A 15126-nucleotide genomic window follows, 5' to 3' on the forward strand; every position below is an offset into this window, starting at 1 on the left:
ACACTGGGGGCCCAGTCAGCAAGCGCAGCCGATACGCACAACAAACTCTAGCAATATCATCGCACGAAATTAGTGAAAACGCGGCGAGCGGTGCGTTCTTACCGAGATCGGTTGTCATGCTGGGCCTCCGCTGACCGCGACTGGTTTAGCAACGACCGTCGTGCCGCAGCGGAAGTGCCAGCTGAACGCCGATCGCGCGGCCGAGCTGAAATCCTTCAACGCGGGAGAGAACTCGAGCCCGCCCGCGGCGATGCGGTGCTCGAGCTCGCGCGCGATGTCTTCGGATGCGTCGCACGACCAGCCTTCGACAGGATTGAACGCGATCACGCGAAGCACCCGTTCATATTGCCCGGTGAGCAGGTCGTTGATGAGCGTCGAATGGTCGATGCCTTCGTCGGTCTCCCGGAATGCCGCACCGTCGCGGAAGCCCTCTAGAACGATGTAGAAGTCCTTGTCGAGGCGATCGTTCGGAATGATCGACGGCGAGGCCATACGCGAGAACTCCATTGACCGGAGTCAAATCTAGGGGGCCTTTGGTCCGAAGACGAATCGGAACCTGCGAATTTTCTCAGGGCTCCTTCTGAGCGTGCTCGGCCTCGACAGCGCGGAGCAGGGCGGCAAGGCTGGGATATTCCACGCCATCGCGAGCGTAGCGGTTGATGCGCTCGACATAGCGGGCCGATCCGTCGGGCTTGCCGCGCCAGCTGAACAGCAGCACGGCGCTGTTGTGCGGGCGCAGAACGTGGCCGGCGCCACTACCGAAATACTTGCTCATGGCGTGGCGCTTCATGGCCGTCCTCCAGCTCCGCCAGCTCCGGGTCGTCCATTCCGGATGAGCGTCCAGATCGGGGACGTTCCTATTGTAGGCGAGGAGAGATTCGGCGGGGGTGAACAGCTTCACACTTCTTGGTTTTCAGACGGGTTGGAATAGGCTGACAGCTGCACAGGTCGGGAGCCTTCCATGGGAACTGCGCTCACTGTTCCGAATGCCAGGCTGCCCAGGCGTCGGGAGCGCGAGCTCCGGGCTGCGCAGTACGTCCGGATGTCGACGGATCGGCAGCAATATTCGATCGCAAACCAGATGGCTGTCATAGCGGGCTATGCAGCCGAGCATCGGCTCACGATCGTGCGCACATATATCGACGAGGGCATCAGCGGATTGAGGATCAATAACCGACTGGGGCTCATCGGTCTGATTAACGACGTTCAGTCAGGAGCCGCCGATTTTGGGAATGTCCTGGTGCGGGACGTCAGTCGCTGGGGGCGGTTTCAGGACACCGACGAGAGCGCATATTACGAGTTCATCTGCAAGTTGGCTGGTGTGAAGGTGCTCTATTGCGCCGAGGTCTTCGAGAACGACGGAAGCCCGATGTCCGGCCTCTGGAAGAACATGAAGCGCCTGATGGCAGCAGAGACCAGCCGCGATCAGTCGGCGAAGGTTTTTGCGGGGCAGAGCCGAATTGCAGGGCTTGGCTATTGGGTGGGCGGTCGGCCCGGCTTCGGGCTGCGCAGAGAGCTGATCGACTCAACTGGCAAGTCAAGGGGATTTCTCGAAACTGGCCAGCAGAAGACCTTGCAGACTGACAGGGTCTTGCTACGGGCCGGACCACCCGATGAAATCGCGATCGTGCGATGGATATTTGAAAGCTTCGTCGGCGGGAGAGAGGAAACCGCGATCGCGCGCGAGCTGAACGCGAGAGGCGTTGCCAATCATCGGCGCGTTCCCTGGAATCATCAGATGATTGGTCGCATGCTTCGCAATGAGAATTACACGGGCAACACTGTCTACTTCCGAACATCGAACTACTTGCGAGGGCGCCGTATTTTCAATACCAAGGCCAAGTGGATACGAGGGGTTGACGCACTTGAGCAGATTGTGCCGCGGAACGTCTTTGACGCCGCTCAACGCATTATTGAGCGACGAATACGGCAACGGCTGTCCTCGGATGAGCTGCTCAAGAAGCTGCGCGTTCTTCAGCACCGGCTAGGCACTCTGTCTCACAATGCGATCAATCGAGTTAAGGGAGCCCCCAGCGCTGACCTCTATGAGCGGAGGTTCGGTAGCCTTCGTAACGCCTATGCCCTGATCGGCTACGTCCCGGATGGCGATTACAGTTACCTTGAGACGCGCGGCGAGCGCATCAGTCTCATCAAGCAGCTCGCCGCCGAGATCGCTACGGCCTTGCCGAATGTGGATCCCGATCTGATTGCGGAGCGGGCCGGAGGCTGCCTGGCCGTCAAAGATGGGTCTTTCATATCGTTGCGGGTGGTGCGGTCCTGGAAGCACTCCCAGAGGCACTGTTCCGCCTGGACGCTGCGGCGCGGCTCAAAAACCCGTCCGGGTACCGCCGTCGTGGTCAGGTTGGATGAGCAGAACAAACACCCGCTCGACTACATCGTGGTGCCGGCCGGCAGCCTTCCAGAGCGGCCGCTGATCATGACCGACGCGGTTGTCAGAAAGCGGTATCGGCTCAGGTTCAAGACCGCAGCGGAACTGATTCACGGGTTAAAGCGGAAGCTGGCCCGCAAACCGGGGCTTTCCCACCATTGACGTTGCGGTCACTTCGCGGCCAGCAGATCCTCGCCGTAGAAGGGCCTCAGCTCTGGGGCTGGCGCGAGCTGAGGCCTTCTGTGTCAGCGTCACGTTGTCGAGGCGTGAGGCTGCTACCCGAAACATCTCGCACCCATAGTTCCGGGAAATTAGGACATTGGGTACGGTCTATTTAGAATACTGAGGGTCAAATTCGGGCATTTTTGAAAAGCAAAAACGCCGCCCGCTTAAATTGAGCGCGGGCGGCGGGTTTCCAGCCCCGGGTGGGAATAAGCAATTCCCCGGTAATGATTAGTCTGCACAACCCATGCCAAGGTTCATGCAGTTTCATCGATATCCCATAGCCAATGGCGGCTTGCCGCTCTCGAAGTCGGGTCTGACATCGGCGCCGCGTCTGCCGCAGGCACGGCAAATGAACCGCAACTCGATATCCGACAAGCGTACATCATCAGCCCATTGATCGGCGCTCAAGGCAATGCTGTGGCCGCAACGATAATCAGCGCAAAAAACGATGATGCCGGGTTACGCCCATCTCGCGCATCTCGCCGAATGTGATCTTGAGCGGGCGGTCATAGGGGTGCGTGGGCGTTTGGCGTCGGGCTGGTCTGGACATGCCGCCAATGATCGCCCCGATCGCGTGCGGAGAGAAGCCGCTAGGGGTTGACCCACGCGAGCGAGAAACCGCCACGCATTGGTCAATTCGCCAAACGCTGTATGAGGTTAAAACCGCGGCGGCTTAAGATGGCGCGGTGTCGGCGCTTGGTTGGCATTGGTCTAGGTGTTCGAGGACGCGCTTAACGAGATCAATGACCTGCTCTGCATGTGCCATGTCCGGATCGTCTTTATCCAGCGCATCCATGGGCGATCGGATTGCGAATGCCGCACTACATTCCGCACAGATCAAACTGACACCATCATCCCCCGATTCGACAGCATCGAAGCGCTCCTTGAACAGGTCTACGAGTTTGGCCATGTGTGCTCCTTGCGCGCGGTTTCGATCACTCCGAGCGTGCGCGGCTAGCGACGGGCTGTCCGTCGAACTCGGAAACTTTCATTGTCCCAGAGATGCGTCCATTCATTGCAGAAGTCCTTTAAATCGTTGGACGGCCAGGCGATGGGGGAAGATCGCGCCCACAGTATCTAATTTAGTCTCGCGTAAAGCCGGCGCAGAGCCAGCCGATCAGCCAAAAGCCATAGAACAGGATCGCTGCTGAGACGATTGACGCTGCGGCACCATACGCGAATGGCTCGATCGCATACTCCAGCGGCGCCGGTTTTACTTTCGCATAGGAGAGAACCGTAGGGAGGCTTTCGTAATAGAACGGGCCTGACGGGCAGCCGGTCGCATCAAAATCGATCTTCGTCTGATCGTAGCTTTTCATCTTGATCGGCCAATTGTTCCGCACTCTATCATTCATGCAGATGGCCTGCTCGTAGCGACTCTCAGCACTGTTTTGCTGGCCTACGGCAATCGGAATTGTGATCGCGAAACCACCGACCAGCGCGATGCCGCCGAGTACGATGCCGATCCGCTTGAAGCCTCTGATGAAGCGGGCACCGGCCGTGAGCGGAGGTTTGAGTGATGGTGTGTACGGGCGCAGGTCAGTCATGGGTCTTCATCCAATCGCAACCGCAGGATGACGGCAAGGGGAGCCGCTTACTACGATCGGCCTATTTCTTCGATTCACGATTCGCGTCTGTCTTCCCGGGTGTGAGGGACCACAGCTCACCACGGATTGGTCAAGACGTGGCCTATTTCTTTTGAATGAGATCCAGCAGGCCGGACGGAGGCCCTTCATCGGCCGTTTGCGGTGGGATTGGACGGAATAGGGCGTTCAGGATGATTGCCCTGTCCAATCCGTTGCCGGCCTCTTTTCGTCCTGGAGAAGTCCCATATAGGTTAGCGCCAACGAGCGACGGTGATCCGCGTCATCGGCAAGATTGAGGTTTTGGATGAAGACTCGGCTGATGTTCTTTAGGAGCCAAGCATAGAGAAGGGCCGGAATTGATATTGCGGCAAGCCCTGAAATGGAGAACCCGCCATTCGCCGCGCCCGTTAGCTTGCTAATGGCATCAGAGAGGTGACACTCCAATATTCCAAGGCAGCTATAAGCGGGGCTACGGCCAAGATCGCAAACACCGCAAGCCAGAAGCTCCAGATGCGCGTCTTTTTTCCTGCAATCTTTTCCCAGGACAGGGCCGGTTCTTCGATTGTCAATTTGTTCCGATACAGATCTTCGAGATCTTCAATGAGGGCTCGCTTTTCGTCAATGAAACGGCTGAGCTCCTCTGCGGCTGCATTGCTCCTTTGATTGGTTTCTTTGGCTTCAGCTATCGTCTCCGAGGCCACCAAAAGATTATCAAATGCGAAGTTCGCGGGGCTTGCAAAGGCAATTGATCTAAAGATCAAAACGATATCTTGTCCTGCCGGGTGGGACGCATGCATCCATTTCGCTGAGTATATCGCTGCGAGAAGCGCCGCCGCTGGCTCGCTTTGTGATTTTAGCTCTTCGACCCGCCGCCCGGTCGGACTGGCGCCAACTAAAACCCGCCTGTCCTGCGCGTCTCTTACGTACTCTTCAAAAGACTCGGACTTATCGGCTTGGACGTCAGTGACGATTTTCGACAGCGCTTCTATGGCGCGGTCGCTTATTCGCAGCGCTCCATAGCCTTGCCCGCCAAGGGTGATCTGCTGTCCGGTGATTGCCAGCTTGGTGAAGTAGGCGATCTCGTTATTGAGAAATTGAACGGCTTCGGCTTTGCCGCCAGTGATTTCGATTCCCTGGCTCGGGATTATGATGCTCCAGTTGTCCATTAAGTCCCCCCGTTGAACGAGGCAACCTAAAGCAACCTCTGCGAGCGTCCAATCTTTTTCATTCATCATCGACAGTGCCCCAAGATGGGGATAGATTTTCCTGCAAATCGGTGGGGTGGCTGGCTAATCCGCCCTTCGCCTTCAGCCCGATCTCGACCGTCTACTGTTTGTCAGGTGCTTCGGAAGATGTTTCCGGCGCGGCGGGTTCGGCGGCAGGTGTAGCGGGGACCACCAGAACTTGGTCAAGCGCGTCAATGAAACTGTTTGCAGGAGGGGTGGTTCGTCTGATCTGTCTTGCATGCTTCGGCCATCATCGCCTTAAGCACCTTGAGCTTCGCCTCGCTACAGCGCGCGTCTATCCCATATGCTTCGGACCTATCTTTCGCGATGGTTACTCCCTCTGTTCGCGTGTAGATGAACGCGGATTTACCAACGTAGCCTCCGAAGCCATTTTTGGCGTTCACGTTGCCACAGACAGCATCGTCACCGATTGCGTCCTCCTCGGTAAATAGCGCAGATGTTGGGTCGCGAAGGTTATTCCGAACAGCCAATTTCGCTTCCTCAAGCAGGATAGCCGCCTTGGCCTGTTTGAGCTTGGCGACTTGCTCTGCAGTTGGTGCCGCCGGCTGGCTTTGAATGTAGCTTTTGAATTTGCGGACGCTGACTTCGTCCATCTTGGCGCCGATATAAGCAACTTCGGCACCGATCAATATTGCGAGTCCGACAACGATATATTTCCACATTCGCCCCGACCAAAAAAATCTACAGAACAAGCAATGAAAGTCGGGAGCCTACCGCAACCGGCGCGTGAAAGCCACACCTCAGTCTGGCTTAAACTGGTCCTCAAGGGCCTTGTGGGCGAGGTACTTCAATTGCTTGCGGATGCTGAGCACCTTTGAGATGTAACTTATCGGCTTCCTGTCCTCGACAAGCTTAAGCAACAGGACGATCTCGTTGGCCGTCCAGTTGCCGCTCATTTCTTCGCCTTTAGCCCGATCTCGACCAGACGGCGGATGGCACCTAAAGGACACCCATCTTCACACAAATAGCGTAAGCAATCACAAACCCTGACAAAAAGTGGGCGGCCCCAGATCACGCGCCGAATAAACCTTCGTATACCCCGAGTCTCCGCCTGACCTATGTTAACCGTGATGCGGGTCCTTGGTACGACACCTCGTCCGCGAGCCTCGCGCCATCCACCTGCGCAGCCCCTGTCGCGTGCACCGGCAGGGGCTGTCGAATTGGAAGTTCCAGAGTCGTAAGATTAGCCGCAAAGCTCACTTTACTGCTTCTCTGCTGCGGGGGCATTGACGCCGCTGGGCGGTTCAGCCGGAGATGCGAGCGGTGGAGTTTCCGGTGCGGCTGGCGCCGCAGCAACGCAGTCGCCCGCCCAAAGCTTGGTCCCCTTCACCGTTCCCACGAGCTTGCAACCCATCGGGGCCGCTGGCTGTTTGTGCGGCTTGGCGGCGCGGGCTTTGGGCGTCGCGGTTGCCTTGGGTGCCGCGGTTTGAGCGAAGGCAGATGCCGATAAACCGAGGATGGCAGCGGCAAGAATCAACGGCGTCCTCATCGTGATCATCCTTCTCCCCAAATTTCTCAGCAGCCCGGCCAGTTCGCTCATTTTTTCCCCTTCGGGCCGATCTTCTGCAGATCCTCAGTGTCATCCATAGCGCGAAGGGCCTTTTCCGGACCCGAGCCTGCGCCCTGTGGCCGCTGCGGCTTAGACAGGCCGATCTCGACCAGTCGGCGGATGGCCTCGGAGCGGGAGGGCTTATCGGGCTGCTGTGCCGCCCATCCATCAAGGTTTGCCATGAACTCGTCGGAGAGGCGGAACGTGCGCGAGGGATCCTTTCCCGTCGCGAGTCGGCCGCTCCTTTTTTTAGGTATTGCTTTTTTGTTAAACAAGCGGCCCGCCGCGGTGCTGAGGTCTTCTGCGAGGCTCTGGCGCGCGTTGAGCGCATTGGGCCGAACCGGAGGCTGGTTTTCACCGTGTCTAACAGCGACGGCGTGAAAGAGCAGGTTGCGGTGGTCAAACTCGCACTGTCGGCTGATGCAGCATTCCAGGCCCCCCAGGCAATTCTCAACGATGGCGGAGAGCCGTTGGCTGCGCTCGAGAACGTGCCGACTGTCTGGGCAAACTGAGATTCAGTCGTCCCCAGCGATCATCCCCGTCGGCTTTCTTCGGCCGGCGGGCCTTTAATGTAAGCGGGGAATTGCTACCGCTTTTGCTACCCAACTAGACGAAACCAAACAAAACAGAGCGGAACGATAACGATGCCGTTCTCTTATTTGCCCTGATTTTTCAACACTAAGCAGGACTCGCTGATATCAGCCGGGACACTGATTCCAGAATTTCAAGACCGGTGCCTTAAACCGCTCGGCATCCTTCCCGTAGTTGCCGTCTAGGGATCGGACATGAGTGTGGCGCAACAATCGGTCCGCAAGAGCTCGGCGGCGTCAATCGCCAATAAGCACGCAATCGCAACGCGGCAGCTCTGAAGCGCGTGCAGGTGCGGCTACAATGGCTTAATGTCGTGCGTTGTCAGCCAAAGCCTGCGGGCCACTTCCAACGGCTCGATGGCTAGCCGCGACCACCACGCGACTTCGTTGCTTGCCCGATGCAGCTCTCGGTGATGGGCGCGGCAGAGCGGCACGGTGAATTCGTCGCTCACCTTGAGGCCAAGGCCCTTGGGCTGCGCGAACCGCAGGTGGTGCGGATCGGACGGGTTACGGCCGCAAACGAGGCAGGGCTGCTTGGCGACGAAGCGCAGGTGTTCGCGATCACGGCGTCGCTGCGGCTTTCCGACGCGCATGCGACCCCAGCCGGTTGGGCCATCGTTGTCCGCAGATTCCGGGCTTGGCGTGGACGGTTCGGAGGCTTGCAGCCGCGTGAGCCGGTCCTCGAGCGCTTCGCCAAGCCGCTGGGCCCCCTGGACTGTGAGTGTGTTCGCGTGCCGCCACACCTGGTGTGCCCAGCGGTCGATGTCCTCCGCATTGACAAGCGATTGAAGCTCGGCGAGCAGGCGCGCGGCGAGCGCTTCAGAAGTTTTGGGATCGGCCGCGGGGGCCGCGGCCCGACCGGCGGCTGCGGCACGTTTCGTTTCTGCGCGCCAGGGCGCGTTGGCTTTGGCCGCGGGCAGCGCCGAGCCAGGCGGGGCCATTCGGGGGTGAGATCCTAATTCATCAGCCGTCGGGTTGGATCCGGGCCTGGTGGCAACATCCGGTGCGTCGAAATCATCTTCGCCGGCAATCCCGACCAACGTAAACAGCCCGTACCGCCGCGCGTAGCTCAGCGCGGCGCCCATCCGATGCGGTGCGCCGATGTCGGCGATGGTGCAGACCGGCCAGTCTGACGCAATCCATTCGCCCGAGCTGTGCAGCAGGGCGGTGGTGAGCCGGATCAGCCCACTCTCCGGCTCAAGCGCCGTGGCCTGCACCGTGGCGATCTCCTGTTTGCTCAGGCTCTTGCGCACGATCTCAAGCCCGCGCGCCAACGAGGCATAGCGGAAGCTGCGGCCTTCGCCGTGGGGGAAGGCGGCGGGCAGGGTTGCCGTGAGCGATTTTTCCGGGTTTTCCAGCTCGGCCTGCGCGCGGGCGAGCGCGGCGGCGACCTGGTTGATGCTCTGGCTTGATCGATACATGGTTCTGCTGCGTCCGGTTAGGTGACGGCGGTGCGGTGAAGCGGCTTGGCGAGCTCGGCCGCAGCTCTCCCCGTTTGGCCAAACGACCGAGCCGGCGCTGTCGCGTCCTGACGCGCCAGCTAAGGAAGCGCGGTCAGCTCAAAGCTGATCGCGCCGGATTTCGAGCGCTTGGCGCGTACCCCGTGCCCGGTTGCTTCGCGGGCATCTTCCGGCACGAGGGTCTTCAGTTCGCTCTTCGCCCGCTCATGGTCGATCGCCGCGCCGTGCGTGCGGCGAAACACCTCCGCCAAAGCAGCCCAGGCGTTGGAGGCGCTCATGTCCACCGCGCGCACCGCTTGCAGGCGCGCTCTCGGCGGCTCGATGCCGAACAGCCGGGGCGGCTCTCCGCTCTCCACACAGCGCCAGAATTTTTTCTCGGCGGTCAGCAGCAGGTGCTGGTAGAGAGGATCGGCTCCGACTGTCATCTCGACCCACTTGCCGCCGCCGGTAATGACCGACAACACCGCCGTCCGCGACGCCGTCACCCACATGTTGTGCTGCAGCTGCGGCATGTGCTTTTCGGCCGCGAGCTCTTCCGAGAAATTCCACGGCAGCATAAATTTGGCCTCGAACACCGCACCCGTGGCTTCGACCCGGCCGTCGAGCGTGGCGGCCATCCAGCGGTGAAGTGGATGGAAGATCTGCCGCTGCACCTCGCTCACCTTGTGCCCGGTGTGGATCTCGTACCAGTGCCGGTTGAGGGGCTCGGTCACCGAGCCGAGCTGCACCACCAGATCATTGGCCAGGTCTTGGGGTTCCCGTTCGCCGCGCTTCTCCTGCCACAGCCGCAGCAAGCCGGCCTGATCACCGCCCATGATGATCTTTGCGTCCGAGCCACCAATGAAAGCGCGGCGGTCAGGTGGAAATGCTCGCCTATCCATCAAAATCCTCCAAAAATATCCTTTTTAAACAGAAGCGATCATATCAGGCGGTAACAACAAATCAATCTATTTTCGATAGAAAGAGACGAAAACAACGCCATGGTAGGATGCCGATGATCACGCCGGAGCAATGCCGGGCCGCGCGAGGATTGCTGGACTGGAGCCAGCAACGATTGGCCGACCAGGCGCAGGTCGGGATCGTCACCGTCCGCCAGCTCGAGGCCGGGTTTAATCAGCCGCGGCGGGCGACCCTGATCGTGGTGCGGCGAACCCTGGAGGTGGCCGGCGTCGAATTCATCGATGAGAATGGCGGCGGCGTCGGTGTCAGGCTGCGCAGCCGCCGGCGCGATCGAGCGGATGAGGAGCCCTGAACCCGCGCAACCGGTCAGGAGCCTCGCCGGCCAGATTTGCGCGCGCTGCACAGGTCAGGATCGCCGCGCAAACGGGCGAACCACTCTCGATGTTGCTCAGCGGATTCGGCGGACTGAACAAAGTTCTCATCAGCACACGCCTGATCGGAGGCGCTTGGTCCAAAAAAGCGAGTGGCAGCGCTCGCCGGGATCGGCTTTATCTTGGGATGGAAGTACGGCGCGGCCTTTGCCGCGATCCTCACGCGCGCCATCGGCGACAGCGATTCGTCATTCATGTACTTGAGCAGGATTTCGAGAGGATCCAACGCGGCGATCTCTTTTGGAATCATCGTTGGCGTCATGGACGGACTGAAGCCGGGAGGCTTGGCTGGTGATCGGCCTGAAGGCCTCGGTAAGGACGCCTTCGGCAGAGATTTTTTCGGCAATGACGGCTTCGGCAACGAGGGTTTCGGCAGTGACGGTCTTGGTGAGGCCCGTTTCGGCAATGATCGCTTCGGCACAACCAACTCCTCGCAACAGCACGAAGCGTATCGTGCTGTCGTTGCATCTGTTAGTTAGGTTGAATTTCCGAGGATGCAAATTTTTTCGCCCTGGGTTTCCGGATTCGCTTTGCGCGCCGGGTGTTTTTCAGGTACTCAGGCTTCTGCCTTTTCCTTTCGGCCTTCTGCCTTTTACTTTCAGGCTCCTGCCTTTTACTTTTCCTGACCGCCAGTTGTAATTGACCTCGGGCGTGCGCCTCAACGCACGGCGACCGAGCGTGCCTGCTACCGCTGACGCGGCGGCCGGGACGACAGGCTGTGCCGGCGAGCAAGCCCCGAGAAGGAGTTAAAGGAGTATGGGAATGAGTCTACAGCGAAGAACCAACTGGGCTGACCAGTCCATCGCGGATGCTTTGGACGCGTTGCGCGTTCAAAGGTGCTGGCTGCCTCAGCTACGTCTCAAACGAGCTGTCGTCATGCGTTCAACCGAGCGGGGGATGAGCCGATGAGCCGATCGGATCAGGGCGCCCAGCTCGCACTCATCTATGAGCCGCGCTTGCTGCCGTCTGAATCTCAGGCGCGCTTTAGGATGATGCGTGACGCGATTGTTGCCGAGCTCAAACCGAGCAACGCCATTGAGCAGATGTGGGTCTGCGAGATCGTCCATGGCGAATGGGAAATGCAGCGACTTCGGGAATTCAAGGATCTGATCCTTACTTCCGCCCGCGGTCCGGCACTGAAAAACCTGTTGAGCATGGCGCTAACTGCCAGCGGCGCTGCTGACATCGATGATTTGGCCGAGCGGTTCTTTACCAACAAACGGGTGCGCAACAAGGCCGCAGATATCTTACGCAAATACGGCATGACGGAGGCCAGTATCGATGCGGAGGCCTTCCGCCATTGCTTGGTGGAGCTGGGCGAGATCAATCGGCGGTTGGCGGAACTGAGTTCGCGCCGCGACAAAAACCTGCAGCTGCTTGAGGACTACCGCGCCGCCTTGGCAAGGCCAACGCATCGGCGACAAGGCAGCGATGATCAGGGGTGACGATGGCGACTGAACGTCAGATCGCGGCCAACAGGAGGAACGCGCAGAAGAGCACGGGGCCGCGAACGGCGGTGGGTAAGCGGCGCGCGGCGCGCAACGCCTACCGCCATGGCCTCAGCATTGTCACCGGCAGCGCCGCCGATGATGAAGCCGTGAAGTCCCTAGCTTTAGCTATCGTTGCGGGCAGCAGTGATCCGGAGCATCTGGAATTGGCCCGCAGCGCGGCGCGCGCTTACCTCGAGCTCGCCCATATCCGCCAGATCAAAGCCGACATCATCCAGCGCATGCTGGACTTCGGCGCCGTGGAACCGGAGGAGCTTATGCGCGTACGCTTGGCCGAGTCGCGCTACATGACAGCGCTATTGCGCCGACAGCGTCAGAAACCAGAGCGGCACAAACCGATCGACGTGCCCTCGCTAGCTGAGCGCGAGGCCGCGGCCGTGCGTCGGCTGCTGCCAGAGCTACGCAAACTCAACCGCTACGAGGCGCGGACCCATGCGACGCTGGATCGGGCGCTGTCCGAGGTCGCGGCGCTGAACACGTTAAGGGAGCATCCTGCACCATGAAGCCACATGCCTGCGCAGAACGAACCCAATCAAGTCGACAAATCAGGCCGTTAAGATGGGGCGCCGCGCCTCGAAGCCCGCTGCGGTGCGCTTTCGCGCCTCGTCGTGCGCCCGCCCGAAAAAGTGTGTGAGGATTCAACGCCTACTTTTATGCGATCGGCCGCGCCCGCGCTGGGTGATTGTCCCTGCAGAATTCCCTGTTCGCAGGGAATTCGGATTTTGGGCTGGTCTGTCAGCGCTCGTCCGCGATCACCTTGCCGTCGTTCGGCAACGCGCCGTGGCCGACCAGCTCGATCGCGCCGCCGAGCTTCGTCACCGCCCGTAAGGTGCCCGCAATCTCCTCGCGCAAAGCCTCGCTTGCTGCCGCAGTTTCCGCTTTCAGCGTCATCACGTCGGTTTCGCCCTGGCGCGTGACGACGAGGCGCAGGCGGCCGAGCGCGGGATGGCGCTTGCCGATCTCGGCGACCTGCTCGGGACGGACGAACATGCCCTTGACCTTGGTGGTCTGGTCGGCGCGGCCCATCCAGCCCCTGATGCGCATGTTGGTGCGACCGCAGGGGCTGGTGCCCGGCAGCGCGGAGGTGAGGTCGCCGAGCGCAAGCCGGATCCAGGGATGGTGCGGGTCGAGCGAGGTGACGACGATCTCGCCGACGTCGCCCGGGGCCACGGGATCGCCGGTGCCGGGCTTGACGATCTCCATGATCAGGTCCTCGTTCACGACCATGCCTTCACGCGCCTCGGTCTCGAAGGCGATGAGGCCGAGATCGGCGGTGCCGAAGGCCTGGTAGGCGTCGATGCCGCGCGCCTTGATCTCGGCCTGGAGCGAGGGCGGGAAGGCCGCGCCCGAGACCAGCGCGCGCTTGATCGAGGAGACGTCGCGGCCCGCGGTTGCGGCCGCGTCGAGCAGGATCTTCAAAAAGTCCGGCGTGCCGCTGTAGCCGACGGGACGATAGGCTTCGATCAACTCGAATTGCTGCTCGGCATTGCCGGGACCCGCGGGAATCACCGCGCAACCGAGTGTGCGTGCGGACGAGTCGAAAATGAAGCCGCCGGGGGTGAGATGGTAGCTGAAGGTGTTGAGCACGATATCACCGTCCCGGAACCCGGCCGCGAACAGCGCCCGTGCGCCACGCCACGGATCAGCCTGCCGTCCCTCCGGCTCGAAGATCGGCCCCGGGGAGGTGAAAAGCCGTGCGAACGAGCCTGGTGCCGCCGCCACAAAGCCGCCGAAGGGCGCGGCGGCCTTGTGCAGGGCCGGCAGTTCCGACTTGCGCAGCACCGGCAGGCGCGCTAGCGCCGCTCGCGTGGTCACGGCGTCCGGATTCACGCCCTTCAGCCGCTCGGCATAGGCGGGTGCCGTCATCGCGCTGCGCAGCACGCCGGGCAGGCGCGAAAACAAGTCGGCCTCGCGCGAAGCCTGCTCGCGCGTCTCGAGGGCGTCGTAATGGGCGGTCATGGCTGATCTTTCCCGGGTGGCATCCGTTGCACGCCGCCGCTGGCATGGGTATCAGACGGCCATTGTCGGGACGTGGAGGGTGAGAGATGGCGGAGGAAGCGATCAGGGCGGCGGAGGAGACGGCTGGCGTCGTCGCGCGCCTGAAGCGCCGCATGATCGAGGATGCGATGCCGCTGTGGTCGACCCTCGGCTGGGATCATCAAGCGGGCGGCTTCATCGACCGGCTGCATCGGGACGGCACGGCGGATGCCGCCGCGCCGCGGCGGGTGTTCGTGCAGGCGCGCCAGATCTACTGCTACGCCAAGGCGGCACAGATGGGCTGGTATCCGGAAGGTCGCGCCATCGCGCTGAAGGGGCTGGAGCACCTGCTGGCCAAGGCCAAGGCACCCGACGGCAGGCCCGGCTATGTGCACCGGCTGACGCCGGAGGGCGCCGTGCTGGACGGCCGGCGCGATGCCTATGACCACGCGTTCATCCTGTTTGCGCTCGCGACTGTCTACGCGCTCGACAAGGATGCGCAGGTGCGCGCCGAGATCGATACGCTGCTCGCCTTTCTCGACGGCCATCTGCGCTCGCCGCACGGCGGCGTCCACGAAGGCCTGCCGGTCTCGCTGCCGCGTCGGCAGAACCCGCACATGCATCTGTTCGAAGCGCTGATCGCGTGCTTCGACGCGACCCACGACTTGGCGTTCCAGAACCGTGCCGGCGAGTTCTTCGCGCTGTTCCTCGCCAACCTCTACGACAAGGAGAAGCACGTGTTGTCGGAGTATTTCGAGGAGGACTGGTCGAAGATCGAGCCGGTCAGCGTCGAGCCGGGCCATCAGGCGGAATGGGTCTGGCTGCTGAAGGGATTTGAGCGCATCACGGGGTGTCCGACCGGGCAGCGGCGCGCGGAGCTGCTGACGACTGCGCTGCGCTATCGCGACGAGGCGACGGGCTGCCTGATCGACGAGGGCGACGCGAGCGGCAACATCCGCCGCAGCACGCGCCGGCTGTGGCCGCAGACCGAGATCGCCAAAGCGTGGATCGCGCAGGCGGAGTCCGGCGAGGCGGGCGCGGCGGCGGAAGCGCGCGCGTCGCTGGTGCGGCTTGAACGGCATTATCTCAGCCATCCCGTCAAGGGCGGCTGGTACGACCAGTTCGATCGCGACGGCAAATCGCTGGTCGACACCATTCCTGCGTCGTCGTTCTATCATGTTCTCTGTGCAGTCACGGAAGCGGAGCAGGTTTTGGAAGGTTAGAGCTGTCTTGTTTTGACGCGTTTTCTTCACGCGACCGTTCC

Annotated in this window: 19 protein-coding genes; 7 read left to right on the forward strand and 12 right to left on the reverse strand. The window is 61.1% G+C overall.

What is annotated here, in order from left to right; all coding sequences use genetic code 11:
• Positions 1-114: 114 nt before the first annotated feature.
• Together ACRQ5Q_RS13665 and ACRQ5Q_RS13670 are read right to left on the reverse strand one after the other, a co-directional pair.
• Complete coding sequence (locus tag ACRQ5Q_RS13665) at positions 115-492, reverse strand: hypothetical protein (RefSeq protein WP_439398307.1); 378 nt, start codon at positions 490-492, stop codon at positions 115-117.
• A gap of 76 nt (positions 493-568) precedes the next feature.
• Positions 569-790 (reverse strand): hypothetical protein, encoded by a 222-nt coding sequence (locus ACRQ5Q_RS13670; protein ID WP_439398309.1) that lies wholly within the window; start codon positions 788-790, stop codon positions 569-571.
• Positions 791-961: 171 nt separating this feature from the next.
• Here ACRQ5Q_RS13670 and ACRQ5Q_RS13675 point away from each other — a divergent pair, with 171 nt between their 5' ends.
• Positions 962-2551 (forward strand): recombinase family protein, encoded by a 1590-nt coding sequence (locus ACRQ5Q_RS13675; RefSeq protein WP_439398311.1) that lies wholly within the window; start codon positions 962-964, stop codon positions 2549-2551.
• Positions 2552-3287: 736 nt separating this feature from the next.
• Here the strand turns inward: ACRQ5Q_RS13675 and ACRQ5Q_RS13680 are convergent.
• From ACRQ5Q_RS13680 to ACRQ5Q_RS13710, 7 genes are all read right to left on the reverse strand, one after another.
• Positions 3288-3524, reverse strand: a complete 237-nt coding sequence (locus tag ACRQ5Q_RS13680) for a hypothetical protein (protein WP_439398313.1) — start codon at positions 3522-3524, stop codon at positions 3288-3290.
• 172 nt (positions 3525-3696) lie between these two features.
• On the reverse strand, positions 3697-4161 hold the full coding sequence (locus ACRQ5Q_RS13685; RefSeq protein ID WP_439398314.1) for a hypothetical protein: 465 nt from the start codon (positions 4159-4161) through the stop codon (positions 3697-3699).
• A 446-nt stretch (positions 4162-4607) separates the two neighbouring features.
• Positions 4608-5435: a DUF6161 domain-containing protein gene (locus tag ACRQ5Q_RS13690; RefSeq protein ID WP_439398316.1), complete on the reverse strand. Its 828-nt coding sequence runs from the start codon at positions 5433-5435 to the stop codon at positions 4608-4610.
• A gap of 182 nt (positions 5436-5617) precedes the next feature.
• Complete coding sequence (locus ACRQ5Q_RS13695; RefSeq protein ID WP_439398317.1) at positions 5618-6109, reverse strand: hypothetical protein; 492 nt, start codon at positions 6107-6109, stop codon at positions 5618-5620.
• 78 nt (positions 6110-6187) lie between these two features.
• On the reverse strand, positions 6188-6343 hold the full coding sequence (locus tag ACRQ5Q_RS13700) for a hypothetical protein (RefSeq protein ID WP_439398319.1): 156 nt from the start codon (positions 6341-6343) through the stop codon (positions 6188-6190).
• Between the two features lie 305 nt (positions 6344-6648).
• Positions 6649-6987, reverse strand: a complete 339-nt coding sequence (locus ACRQ5Q_RS13705; protein ID WP_439398320.1) for a hypothetical protein — start codon at positions 6985-6987, stop codon at positions 6649-6651.
• Complete coding sequence (locus tag ACRQ5Q_RS13710) at positions 6984-7271, reverse strand: hypothetical protein (protein WP_439398322.1); 288 nt, start codon at positions 7269-7271, stop codon at positions 6984-6986. Before ACRQ5Q_RS13710 ends, ACRQ5Q_RS13705 begins: the two co-directional genes overlap by 4 nt.
• Before the next feature lie 84 nt (positions 7272-7355).
• Between ACRQ5Q_RS13710 and ACRQ5Q_RS13715 the strand changes: the two genes are divergently transcribed.
• Entirely contained in the window at positions 7356-7508 is a 153-nt protein-coding gene (locus ACRQ5Q_RS13715) for a hypothetical protein (RefSeq protein WP_439398324.1), read from the forward strand.
• Between the two features lie 374 nt (positions 7509-7882).
• Here the strand turns inward: ACRQ5Q_RS13715 and ACRQ5Q_RS13720 are convergent, their stop codons facing one another.
• Together ACRQ5Q_RS13720 and ACRQ5Q_RS13725 are read right to left on the reverse strand one after the other, a co-directional pair.
• Entirely contained in the window at positions 7883-9007 is a 1125-nt protein-coding gene (locus tag ACRQ5Q_RS13720) for a DUF968 domain-containing protein (protein WP_439398325.1), read from the reverse strand.
• Between the two features lie 119 nt (positions 9008-9126).
• Positions 9127-9927 (reverse strand): YqaJ viral recombinase family protein, encoded by an 801-nt coding sequence (locus tag ACRQ5Q_RS13725; RefSeq protein ID WP_439398327.1) that lies wholly within the window; start codon positions 9925-9927, stop codon positions 9127-9129.
• Here ACRQ5Q_RS13725 and ACRQ5Q_RS13730 point away from each other — a divergent pair.
• The 4 genes from ACRQ5Q_RS13730 (at position 9912) to ACRQ5Q_RS13745 (ending at position 12388) form a co-directional block, all read left to right on the forward strand.
• Entirely contained in the window at positions 9912-10298 is a 387-nt protein-coding gene (locus ACRQ5Q_RS13730) for a helix-turn-helix domain-containing protein (RefSeq protein WP_439398329.1), read from the forward strand. The genes ACRQ5Q_RS13725 and ACRQ5Q_RS13730 overlap by 16 nt on opposite strands.
• 171 nt (positions 10299-10469) lie before the next feature.
• On the forward strand, positions 10470-10856 hold the full coding sequence (locus tag ACRQ5Q_RS13735) for a hypothetical protein (RefSeq protein WP_439398331.1): 387 nt from the start codon (positions 10470-10472) through the stop codon (positions 10854-10856).
• A 426-nt stretch (positions 10857-11282) separates the two neighbouring features.
• Positions 11283-11822, forward strand: coding sequence for a hypothetical protein (locus ACRQ5Q_RS13740; RefSeq protein ID WP_439398333.1), 540 nt, complete (start codon positions 11283-11285; stop codon positions 11820-11822).
• Positions 11823-11824: 2 nt separating this feature from the next.
• Positions 11825-12388: a hypothetical protein gene (locus ACRQ5Q_RS13745; RefSeq protein WP_439398335.1), complete on the forward strand. Its 564-nt coding sequence runs from the start codon at positions 11825-11827 to the stop codon at positions 12386-12388.
• A gap of 232 nt (positions 12389-12620) precedes the next feature.
• On the opposite strand, the gene ACRQ5Q_RS13750 is transcribed toward ACRQ5Q_RS13745, so the two are convergent.
• The gene (locus ACRQ5Q_RS13750) at positions 12621-13844 is read right to left on the reverse strand and encodes a phenylacetate--CoA ligase family protein (RefSeq protein WP_439398336.1); all 1224 of its coding nucleotides are present in this window, start codon (positions 13842-13844) and stop codon (positions 12621-12623) included.
• An 86-nt stretch (positions 13845-13930) separates the two neighbouring features.
• On the opposite strand from ACRQ5Q_RS13750, the gene ACRQ5Q_RS13755 reads away from it, so the two are divergent.
• Positions 13931-15085, forward strand: a complete 1155-nt coding sequence (locus ACRQ5Q_RS13755; protein ID WP_439369389.1) for an AGE family epimerase/isomerase — start codon at positions 13931-13933, stop codon at positions 15083-15085.
• The last annotated feature ends 41 nt before the right edge of the window (positions 15086-15126 follow it).

The sequence above is a fragment of the Bradyrhizobium sp. PMVTL-01 genome (assembly GCF_051861855.1).
Lineage (GTDB): Bacteria > Pseudomonadota > Alphaproteobacteria > Rhizobiales > Xanthobacteraceae > Bradyrhizobium.

Bases quoted from the DNA above. Each gene is read 5' to 3' on its own strand.
- ACRQ5Q_RS13665 (WP_439398307.1), bottom strand. From the start codon at position 492: ATGGCCTCGCCGTCGATCATTCCGAACGATCGCCTCGACAAGGACTTC.
- ACRQ5Q_RS13670 (WP_439398309.1), bottom strand. From the start codon at position 790: ATGAAGCGCCACGCCATGAGCAAGTATTTCGGTAGTGGCGCCGGCCAC.
- ACRQ5Q_RS13675 (WP_439398311.1), top strand. From the start codon at position 962: ATGGGAACTGCGCTCACTGTTCCGAATGCCAGGCTGCCCAGGCGTCGG.
- ACRQ5Q_RS13680 (WP_439398313.1), bottom strand. From the start codon at position 3,524: ATGGCCAAACTCGTAGACCTGTTCAAGGAGCGCTTCGATGCTGTCGAA.
- ACRQ5Q_RS13685 (WP_439398314.1), bottom strand. From the start codon at position 4,161: ATGACTGACCTGCGCCCGTACACACCATCACTCAAACCTCCGCTCACG.
- ACRQ5Q_RS13690 (WP_439398316.1), bottom strand. From the start codon at position 5,435: ATGATGAATGAAAAAGATTGGACGCTCGCAGAGGTTGCTTTAGGTTGC.
- ACRQ5Q_RS13695 (WP_439398317.1), bottom strand. From the start codon at position 6,109: ATGTGGAAATATATCGTTGTCGGACTCGCAATATTGATCGGTGCCGAA.
- ACRQ5Q_RS13700 (WP_439398319.1), bottom strand. From the start codon at position 6,343: ATGAGCGGCAACTGGACGGCCAACGAGATCGTCCTGTTGCTTAAGCTT.
- ACRQ5Q_RS13705 (WP_439398320.1), bottom strand. From the start codon at position 6,987: ATGAGCGAACTGGCCGGGCTGCTGAGAAATTTGGGGAGAAGGATGATC.
- ACRQ5Q_RS13720 (WP_439398325.1), bottom strand. From the start codon at position 9,007: ATGTATCGATCAAGCCAGAGCATCAACCAGGTCGCCGCCGCGCTCGCC.
- ACRQ5Q_RS13730 (WP_439398329.1), top strand. From the start codon at position 9,912: ATGCTCGCCTATCCATCAAAATCCTCCAAAAATATCCTTTTTAAACAG.
- ACRQ5Q_RS13725 (WP_439398327.1), bottom strand. From the start codon at position 9,927: ATGGATAGGCGAGCATTTCCACCTGACCGCCGCGCTTTCATTGGTGGC.
- ACRQ5Q_RS13740 (WP_439398333.1), top strand. From the start codon at position 11,283: ATGAGCCGATCGGATCAGGGCGCCCAGCTCGCACTCATCTATGAGCCG.
- ACRQ5Q_RS13745 (WP_439398335.1), top strand. From the start codon at position 11,825: ATGGCGACTGAACGTCAGATCGCGGCCAACAGGAGGAACGCGCAGAAG.
- ACRQ5Q_RS13750 (WP_439398336.1), bottom strand. From the start codon at position 13,844: ATGACCGCCCATTACGACGCCCTCGAGACGCGCGAGCAGGCTTCGCGC.
- ACRQ5Q_RS13755 (WP_439369389.1), top strand. From the start codon at position 13,931: ATGGCGGAGGAAGCGATCAGGGCGGCGGAGGAGACGGCTGGCGTCGTC.